This window comes from Phytobacter sp. V69 (genome assembly GCF_965644215.1).
Taxonomy (GTDB): Bacteria; Pseudomonadota; Gammaproteobacteria; order Enterobacterales; family Enterobacteriaceae; genus Phytobacter.
The window spans coordinates 1-9,143 of the sequence record NZ_CBFFRL010000185.1 but is presented as its reverse complement, the minus strand read 5'-3'; the positions used below and the strand labels follow the sequence as shown (position 1 = coordinate 9,143).

General features: G+C 51.6%; 7 protein-coding genes and 2 pseudogenes. 5 read left to right on the top strand and 4 right to left on the bottom strand.

Features of this window, described 5'->3' with window-relative positions:
- Positions 1–22 precede the first annotated feature (22 nt).
- The 4 genes from ACSZPU_RS20335 (at position 23) to ACSZPU_RS20320 (ending at position 3,731) form a co-directional block, all read left to right on the top strand.
- Positions 23–457, top strand: a complete 435-nt coding sequence (locus ACSZPU_RS20335; protein ID WP_499002547.1) for a GGDEF domain-containing protein — start codon at positions 23–25, stop codon at positions 455–457.
- Positions 458–565: 108 nt separating this feature from the next.
- Positions 566–1,384: a sensor domain-containing diguanylate cyclase gene (locus ACSZPU_RS20330; RefSeq protein WP_499002544.1), complete on the top strand. Its 819-nt coding sequence runs from the start codon at positions 566–568 to the stop codon at positions 1,382–1,384.
- Between the two features lie 230 nt (positions 1,385–1,614).
- Positions 1,615–2,142 (top strand): GNAT family N-acetyltransferase, encoded by a 528-nt coding sequence (locus ACSZPU_RS20325; protein WP_499002542.1) that lies wholly within the window; start codon positions 1,615–1,617, stop codon positions 2,140–2,142.
- 137 nt (positions 2,143–2,279) lie between these two features.
- Entirely contained in the window at positions 2,280–3,731 is a 1,452-nt protein-coding gene (locus tag ACSZPU_RS20320) for a tagaturonate reductase (RefSeq protein ID WP_499002539.1), read from the top strand.
- A 792-nt stretch (positions 3,732–4,523) separates the two neighbouring features.
- Here the strand turns inward: ACSZPU_RS20320 and ACSZPU_RS20315 are convergent.
- Entirely contained in the window at positions 4,524–4,811 is a 288-nt protein-coding gene (locus ACSZPU_RS20315; protein ID WP_499002537.1) for a GntR family transcriptional regulator, read from the bottom strand.
- Positions 4,812–4,837: 26 nt separating this feature from the next.
- Between ACSZPU_RS20315 and ACSZPU_RS20310 the strand changes: the two are divergent.
- Positions 4,838–5,611 (top strand): annotated as a pseudogene (locus tag ACSZPU_RS20310) (aldehyde dehydrogenase family protein); the annotation flags it as partial.
- A 38-nt stretch (positions 5,612–5,649) separates the two neighbouring features.
- Here the strand turns inward: ACSZPU_RS20310 and ACSZPU_RS20305 are convergent.
- The 3 genes and pseudogenes from ACSZPU_RS20305 to ACSZPU_RS20295 form a co-directional block, all read right to left on the bottom strand.
- A complete protein-coding gene (locus ACSZPU_RS20305; protein ID WP_499002535.1) occupies positions 5,650–7,227 on the bottom strand; it encodes a methyl-accepting chemotaxis protein in 1,578 nt (525 codons plus the stop codon).
- A gap of 269 nt (positions 7,228–7,496) precedes the next feature.
- Positions 7,497–8,654: an EAL and HDOD domain-containing protein gene (locus ACSZPU_RS20300; protein ID WP_499002533.1), complete on the bottom strand. Its 1,158-nt coding sequence runs from the start codon at positions 8,652–8,654 to the stop codon at positions 7,497–7,499.
- A gap of 275 nt (positions 8,655–8,929) precedes the next feature.
- Positions 8,930–9,072 (bottom strand): annotated as a pseudogene (locus ACSZPU_RS20295) (nitrogen fixation protein NifQ); the annotation flags it as partial.
- Positions 9,073–9,143 lie beyond the last annotated feature (71 nt).

The window sequence follows — 9,143 nt, the reverse complement described above, 5'->3', positions numbered from 1 at the left end:
TCGTAGCGAGCCATAGTTCAATATGTTGTTGAAAAAGACAGTTACTATAACTCAGGTGATTAAGGGACACAGCCTAATGTTTATCGATATCGATAACTTTAAAGAAGTGAATGACCGGTTTGGCCACAAAGTGGGGGATGCTCTGCTGGTGACGGTGTCGAAAATCCTGAACGTTGCGACGCGTAAAACCGATACCCCCGTAAGTCTGGGCGGCGATGAGTTTGTGATTCTGCTGCCGGATACCACGCCGGAAGAGGCGCTCACCGTGGCAAACCGCATCATGGATTCCGCCGCCGTAATGAGCGTGAGCCAGGAACACGCCTTTCGCTGCACCCTCAGTATTGGCATTGCCAGCGCGACGCAGGGGATGCAAAACGTCACGGAATGGCTCAAAGCTGCCGATGACGCCCTCTATAAAGCCAAACGCCGCGGTAAAAACCAGATCTACTCACACTGACAAACGTGCTGAATACGCTAAGCTTTATTTTGTACACCGCGAATTGATCGTAAGGTCATTCCTATAATCGCGGAAAACTGCCGTATTGATTAGCGAGATAGGCACTTTATGAAAACTCCTGCAATTCCTATTGATGAGGAAAAACGTCTGGCGTCGCTGCGCGATTCCGGATTGCTTGATACAGGAACCAACGAACGTTTCGACCGCCTTACCCGGCTAGCGAAACGGCTGTTCAATGTTCCTATCGCGCTGGTCACGCTGGTGGGTGAAAATACCCTGCATTTCAAAACCAGTGACGGCGCTGCTCATGAGAACCTGCCGCGCAATCTCTCTTTTTGCGGGCATACCATCCTCAGTTCAACGCCGCTGATAGTCCATGATGCGGGGCGTGACGAGCGTTTTTGCGATAATCCGCTGGTGACAGGGGAATCCAGCCTGCGTTTCTACGCTGGTTATCCGCTGCATCTCCCCGATGGTGCACTCGCGGGCGCTTTTTGCCTTTTCGATCGAAACCCGCGCGACTTTACCCCCGCCGAGCTGGATATCCTTAAAGATTTCGCGCTGATTGTGGAAAATGAGTTTGCCGTGATGAGCGCAGCTACCACCGATGAACTTACCGGACTGTTTAACCGCCGTGCGTTTAATAGCCTGGTGAAATTCGCCATTAACAGCGCCCGTCGTCGCGCCGAACCCTTAGCGCTGGCGTGGCTGGATCTGGACGGTTTTAAACAGATCAACGATAACTGGGGGCACAGTGAAGGCGATGAAGCCCTGCGGTCGATGGCAAAAATTATGCGCGGGAGCTTCCGTGAAGCCGACCTGCTGGTGCGCTATGGCGGAGACGAATTTGCCGTGCTCTTTTCCGATACCCATGAGCAGGGGGCATGGATTGCCCTTGAGCATCTGGTTGAGCAAACCAAAGCCTAGAATTTGACTTCCGGCAAGCCCTGGAAACTGGCGTTTTCCTGGGGGGTGAGTGAGTTCGACCAAAATGGCAGTGGCGATGTCAATCCCTGGCTCAAGGACGCTGATTCCAAGATGTATGCCATGAAATCGGTAAACCACCGCGAACGCTAGCGCCATAACAAAAACCTCTGAAAATGGACGTTGTGTTAGCAAAATGTAAACCGCATAGTGGTTGTTTTTAAGGAATAAAAATGACCACCATCTCTTCAGTTCGCCCTCTTAGTGCCGATGAAATTCGCACCCGTATCGATGAGCTTTGTGATGTCCTGGAAAACTGCGTGCAGGGCGGTGCTTCCGTCAGTTTTATGCTGCCTTTTGGGCGTGAAAAATCCCGCACCTTCTGGCAGGGCGTAGCCGATAGCGTTGCCCGCGATGAACGCGTTGTGCTGGTGGATGAAAACGGTGAAGGGCAAATCAGCGGCACCGTGCAGCTGATTGTCGACCAGCCTGAAAACCAGCCCCATCGCGCAGACGTTGCCAAATTGCTGGTGCACGACCGCGCCCGCCGTCAGGGCATCGCCGGGAAATTGATGACAAGCCTTGAAACCGTCGCCCGTGACCATGGAAAAACGGTGCTGGTTCTTGATACCAGCAGCGGCAGCGGGGCGGAAACGTTTTATACCCAGTGCGGCTGGCAGAAGGTGGGGGAGATCCCGCGCTACGCCCTGATGCCGGATGGCGCGATGACCGCAACGAGCGTTTTTTATAAGTTTTTGTGATTCACGTTGAATTTTTGTAACCGCCGTTGAAAATGTTGTCCCACTTTGATCAAAACACGGGTTCATGGTCGAAAAGTTTGGTAAGTTATTACACCAATCTTCCTAGGTTGTATGACTAATCAAAAAAGGAACCCATTGTGAACACAGTTAACCGTCGCGATTTTCCCGGTGCTTCTTACCCTGAGCGTGTGATTCAGTTTGGTGAAGGCAACTTTCTGCGTGCCTTCATCGACTGGCAGATCGATTTATTGAATGAGCACACCGACCTGAATGCAGGTGTGGTGCTGGTTCGTCCGATCGACAGCAACTTCCCGCCTTCTCTGAGCACCCAGGACGGGTTGTATACCACCATCATTCGTGGCCTGAATGAGCAGGGCGAAGCGGTCAGCGATTCACGTCTGATCCGTTCCGTAAATCGTGAAATCAGTGTTTACGCACAGTACGATGAGTTCCTGAAACTTGCGCATAACCCGGAGATGCGTTTCGTCTTCTCCAACACCACTGAAGCCGGTATCAGCTACCACGCCGGAGATAAATTCGATGACGCACCGGCAGTAAGCTACCCGGCTAAACTGACCCGCCTGCTGTTTGAACGTTTCTCCCATTTTAACGGTGCAGCTGACAAAGGCTGGGTCATCATTCCGTGTGAACTGATCGACTATAACGGCGACGCGCTGCGTGAGTTGGTACTGCGTTATGCGCAGGACTGGGCGCTGGGCGAGGCGTTCGTGGCATGGCTCAACACCGCAAACACCTTCTGCTCCACGCTGGTTGACCGTATCGTAACCGGCTACCCGCGTGATGAAGTGGCGAAAATCGAAGCGGAGCTGGGCTACCATGACAACTTCCTCGACACCGCTGAACACTTCTACCTGTTCGTGATTCAGGGCCCGCAGTCGCTGGCGGCTGAGCTGCGTCTGGACAAATACCCGCTGAACGTGCTGATTGTCGACGACATCAAACCGTACAAAGAACGCAAAGTAGCGATCCTCAACGGTGCGCACACCGCGCTGGTTCCGGTGGCCTTCCAGGCCGGGCTGGACACCGTTGGCGAAGCAATGAGCGACAGCGAAATCTGTGCCTTTGTTGAGAAATCCATCTACGAAGAGATCATCCCGGTTCTTGACCTGCCGCGTGATGAGCTGGAATCCTTTGCCAGCGCGGTAACTGGCCGTTTCCGTAACCCGTACATCAAACACCAGCTGCTTTCTATCGCCCTGAATGGGATGACCAAATTCCGCACCCGTATTCTGCCGCAACTGCTGGCAGGGCAGAAAGCCACGGGCAAACTGCCTGCACGCCTGACTTTTGCGCTGGCCGCGCTGATTGCCTTCTACCGCGCTGACCGTAACGGTGAAGCCTATCCGGTGCAGGACGACGCACACTGGATCGAGCGTTATCAGCAGCTGTGGAGCCAGCACGGTGACCATCAGTTCAGTACCAGCGATCTGGTGAAAGCCGTCCTGTCCGTCAGCGACCACTGGGAGCAGGATCTGACCAAAGTGATCGGACTGGTAGAACAGGTTTCTCTGGATCTGGACGCTATCCTGCTGCAGGGCATGCGCCAGGCCGTAAAACCGCTGTGTTAATGAGCGGCCGTTAAGACGAACCCGGCCTGTGTCGAGAGGACTCCCCACAAAAAATGCGAGCACGCTCGGTTCCCTCTCCCTGAGGGAGAAGGCCAGGGTGAGGGGGAAAATGCGGCTCTGGTGATCATTCCGTTCACCTTATGTTCTTTGCCTTACGTGCCAGGGTGGCTCATCGCCACCACCCTGGCAACCCGGGCTCCCGGCCTGGAAAATCGCCGCTTCGCGGTCCACTCGTCTTATGCCGTCTGATTTTTGGGGCGGGGACCAGCCTGGATCCTTGTAGGCTATCCCCTCCGCCCGTTTCCCTGCGGGCGCCCCCGCTCAGCCGTCAACGCCTCATCGATTTTCAGCCGGACCCTTTCATGCTGTTACTTTTGTATTCTTATGGCGCGGTGTTATCGCTGTAAAACGTAATATTACTGGAGATTCCTCAGGGTCAGTGTCGGGTTTTCTTTTTTGTATAATTAGTTACAACATACTATTGATTTTGCCTGGATCACCTACATCAAAATCGGCGGAAAAAGAACAAAAGGTCTTCCAGGACGGAGGATCTTTCCTATACTTTATCGTGCCACACCAGTGCCGACGCGTTCGGCCAGGGAAAAAACCGTTGCTGCCGCAGTCTGGCGCAACACGAACGAAAGAGAGGGACAAGCAATGGAAAAGCTGGATAGAACGATTCCTGTGGTTATGGGGCTAGTCGTCAGTATCTCGCTTATCGCCACGGCATGGGATATCTCATTCGTCAGTACGTTGCCCTGAGTAGTTGCCTGAAAGGGGACTTGCTCCCCTTCAGGCCTTAAACCATTCCCGCGTTTTATCCGCCACCCGCTGCAGTAATGCCACCGCTTCTTCGCGACTGTGGATATTGGTATATCCCATGATCAATCCGTACCGTTTTTCAGGGCTGTTATACCACTCTGAAAGTGGACTGACCTTTAGCTGTTCTTTTTGCCAGATTTGCGCCAGCTGCACGTCGCCCACGTGATGGCGCAGAAAAGCGATAATGTGCATGCCGCCATCGTTAACCTGAACATCGAACAAATCAGGGAAGACCTGGTTCAGCGCATCAAGTACCATTTGTCGGCGCTGCTGATAGAGCGTGCGTATCCAAAATTTTCTTTACCGGCTCGACCCAGACCGGTAAGGCGATTTTACGCAATGCCGCCGACAATTTTAAACGCGTGACGCTGGAGCTGGGTGGCAAATCACCGACCCTGATTCTGGACGTTGCCGATCTGGCAGCGGCGGTTCCATTGGCAATTCAGGCCGGATTTATGAATAGCGGCCAGGCCTGCATTGCCGGGACGCGCATTCTTGTGCCGCAATCGCATAAAACCGAGTGCGAAGAGGCATTGCGCCGGGCGATTGCGGCAGTGAAATCCGGCGACCCGCTCGACTCGCAAACGGAAATTGGCCCGATGGTCAGCGAAAAAAAGTAGCAGCGGGTACAGGGCTATATTCGCCTTGGCCTGCAAGAGGGCGCGCGTTTGCTCGCCGGGGGCGAAGGGCGGCCGGAAAAAAGCGGTAAGGGCTGGTTTGTGAAGCCGACGCTGTTTACCGACGTGCACAACAGCATGCGCATCGCCCGGGAGGAAATTTTTGGCCCGGTGCTGTCGGTCATCACCTATCGCGATGATGATGACGCCGTGGCGATCGCCAATGACACCGATTATGGCCTCAGCGCGCTGGTGCTGGGCGCGGATGTGCAGCGGGCACAGCGTATCGGTGAACGCATTGCTTCCGGTCGGGTACAGATCAATACGTTGGCACATGAAGCGGGTGCACCCTTTGGCGGATTTAAACACTCAGGTATTGGTCGCGAGATGGGGCGCTGGGGGATTGCGGCATTTATGGAGCCGAAGGCGGTGGTTCGCTAACGCAAAAAAAGACGCCGGTTTCCCGGCGTCACCTGTTTTTAGCGGGTCTCTTGCATATTCAACTGGAAGAAACGCACGGAGTTACGCAACTGTTCGCTTTGCTCGGACATGGAGTGGGCGGCAACAGCGGCCTGTTCTACCAGCGTGGCGTTCTGCTGCGTCACCTGATCCATCTGGTCGATAGCGACGCTGATTTCACGGATCCCCTGATGCTGTTCGGTCGAGGCGGCGGAAATTTCCGCGACGATGTCGGTCACTTTATTTACCGAGGTAACGATCTGCTCCATCGCGCGGCTGGCGGTATCGGCATAGCGCGAACCGTCAGTAATTTTGTGTACGGTGCCTTCAATAAGCTGCTTAATTTCTTTAGCGGCGTTGGAGCTTTTCTGCGCCAGCGTGCGCACTTCACCGGCAACCACGGCGAAACCTTTGCCTTGTTCACCGGCACGGGCTGCTTCTACGGCGGCATTGAGTGCCAGAATATTGGTCTGGAAGGCGATGCCCTCGATCACGGAAATGATATCGACAATCTTCTGCGAGCTGTCGGAAATCTCATGCATCCGCTTGAGCATATCGTCCACCTCTTTGCCGCCTTTGACGGCGGTCTGTGAGGTTTCACGCGCCAGTTCGCTGGCACGGCGGGCATTGTCGGCGTTACTTTTTACGTTTTCCGTAATCTGCTGCATGTTGGACGAGGTCTGTACCAGCGATGCGGCCTGTTCCTCTGTGCGTTGCGACAGATCGTTGTTGCCCTGCGAAATTTCGCTGGCGGCAAGGGAGATCGACTCACTGCCGTGAATAATGCCATCAATGATATCGGCCAGTTTGCCATTCATAAATTTGATGGTTGCCAGCAGGCTTTGGGTGTCGTTGTCTTTCAGTTTGACATCGGCTTTCAGGTTACCCGCGGCAATTTCATTCATGATCGCCACGGCGTAGGACGGTTCACCACCCAACTGACGGGAAAGACTACGGGAGATAAACAGGGCGATGAACCCGGTGGCAATCAGCGCCAGCAACAGCAGCCCGCAGAAGGTGTACAGCGCTTTGTCGTAACCAGACTGAGCGATAACGCCGGCTTCTTCACCCGTGGCGACCTCTTTGTCCACCAGCGTGGCGAGATCTTTCATCAACTGGGTGCGGTATTTTGACGACACCGCGCCGCTCATTTTAGACGCGTCTTCCAGTTTACCTGCGCTGACGGCTTCGATGACTTTGGCGTTAACGTCGACGAAATTACGGAAATTATCGACAACTGTATTAAACAGCGCACGGGTATCTTCCGGCGCATCGGCGGATATTTTAGCGAACTGACGCTGTGCATTTAAGAATGTCGCCTGGTTTTGTAGCAGTTCACCACGATGTTGTTCGCGCTCAGCAGGCGTGACGGAGCCAATATACTGAATTTGCTGTAAGCGCATTTCTGATAATACCCCGCGCATTTCCAAGGTATATCGAATGCCCGGCATGCGATTTTCACGGAATTTATCAATATGGGTTTTACTGACGTTTAACTGGTAAATGGAGACGATACCAAGTATTAACATCATCGCAATAAGAATGGAGAAACCTGTCAGCAATTTTGCTAATACTGATGCCTGAGAAAGTCTTTTCATGGTGGCCATTTTATTTAATGAAAGGTAATAGGGTTATCGGTAATAAACGGAGAAATGTTGATTATTTTTAATTGATCCCAATCACATATTTTTAGTTTATTTTGACTAAAAAACGCCCTCTGGTATAAACAGTGAGAACGTTAAAAATGTAAATAGAATGAAAATGAAATGCTCAATATAAAACTGAAATAATATTTCAATGTGAAATAGTCAGGAAGGGAAATATCCTCTGGCGGAATGGTTTCAGCTATTAACTTTGTCCTGACAAATTACTTAGCAAAACCTACCGGCAACTCATCGGCCCATTTGGTGGCTTTATTCATCATCTCCGTCACCGCGGCTTCAGGCAGCCCCATGTTCTGCGCCATATTGCTGGCATCTTCCCACAGGCGCTGTTCGTAGAGCATAGCGAGGCATACATATTGATAAAGCACGCCATTCTGATGCTGCAGCGCGGTGATCACATCCTGCGACACTGCGATTTGCGCCATCAGATCCTCCAGCGGCATTTCGAGGATAACGTCCAGTAACGAGAACAGGCCAACCATAAATGCTTCGTTGGATAACTGGTGTGAAGGGGTGCGGGCCGCCGCCAGTTCGCAGAATTTGGCGCGGATCAGACTCAGGTAATAGATTTCGGTGGTTTTGACGGTTTCGAATGACGTTAAGCAGGCCACCAGAACAAAGCGGCGCAGTTCATTAATGCCCAGGTAAACCACAATATCTTTCAGGGATTGATTGCGGAAACCCGTAATTCCCCTCGTGTTATACAGGATATTCTGCGCATAACGCATAATTTTGAAGGACAATGACACATCGCGTTTGAGCAGGTCTTCAATACGATTCAAATTTGGCGATTCGACGTTAACTTCCTGCATAAGTTTTAAGGCAAAGGCGCGGTTGTGCATCAGTTTGTTTCTTTTTTGCACAACGGGTTTGCTGAAAAAATAGCCCTGAAAGAGGTGGAACGCCATTTTTTTATAGGCTTCGAACTCCTCATAGGTTTCCACTTTTTCGGCCAGAAATACCACGTGACGTAACATTTCGCGTCTACTGTCTATATAAGCAGCAATTTCTTCCCGGGTATTTTTCTGAATATCGAATTTAATAATATTAATATAGGGAATAAACACATCCCATTCGGTGCTGAGTGAAAAATCATCCAGCGCGATGCGAAAACCCTGGTTCTGCATCCGTTTTACAGTTTCGAGCAGAATCTTATCGGGGTTAGAGGTTTCGAGGATCTCAATGACAACACGATTTTTGGGCAGGGTTTCGGCAAGACCGTCGACCAGTAATTGATGCGGAAAGTTAACGTAAACGGAGTTGTTCTCATTCTTTCGGCCAATCGGCGCGCCAAAAAACTGCTCTTCGATCAGTTGTGTGGTTGCCTGTTCCGATGAAACATCAGGGAAGCGGTTTGTCATGCTGTCCCTGAAAAGCAGTTCATACCCGACAGTATTTAATTTGTTATCAAAAATCGCCTGTCTGGCCACAAAAGAAAACATTCATTACCTCACCAATCCGCACGCCTTACATAACTCTCCATAATACAAGGTACATTAACGGCGCAGGTAAATGAACCCGTCTATGCAGCAAATTCTTTGCTTATGATTGTTAAAAATATAGGGCAGAAGCGGGATATTTAACAATTTGCGAAAGGGAAAGAAATAAGGCCTTACACAAGGGTAAGGCCGGAAAGTTAATGAACATCGAAACAGGCCTGTCGTTCACAGCATGCGTCACAGCTGGGTGAGCGGCAGATGAGTTCCCCTCAGAATGCACACAACGCTGGCGATAAAAGAACTTCTTCCAGCGCATATTGTTGCTGTTCATCTCCACTAGATAGTGTCGTCACGAGGATAAAAATCATTGATAATAGGGCCTTCTAATCAGAAGGCCCTATTATCATGACT

What these genes read in the sequence shown, in the direction of transcription:
- ACSZPU_RS20335 (WP_499002547.1), top strand. Translation starts at nt 23, where the DNA reads ATGTTGTTGAAAAAGACAGTTACTATAACTCAGGTGATTAAGGGACAC.
- ACSZPU_RS20330 (WP_499002544.1), top strand. Translation starts at nt 566, where the DNA reads ATGAAAACTCCTGCAATTCCTATTGATGAGGAAAAACGTCTGGCGTCG.
- ACSZPU_RS20315 (WP_499002537.1), bottom strand. Translation starts at nt 4,811, where the DNA reads ATGGTACTTGATGCGCTGAACCAGGTCTTCCCTGATTTGTTCGATGTT.
- ACSZPU_RS20300 (WP_499002533.1), bottom strand. Translation starts at nt 8,654, where the DNA reads ATGACAAACCGCTTCCCTGATGTTTCATCGGAACAGGCAACCACACAA.
- ACSZPU_RS20305 (WP_499002535.1), bottom strand. Translation starts at nt 7,227, where the DNA reads ATGAAAAGACTTTCTCAGGCATCAGTATTAGCAAAATTGCTGACAGGT.
- ACSZPU_RS20325 (WP_499002542.1), top strand. Translation starts at nt 1,615, where the DNA reads ATGACCACCATCTCTTCAGTTCGCCCTCTTAGTGCCGATGAAATTCGC.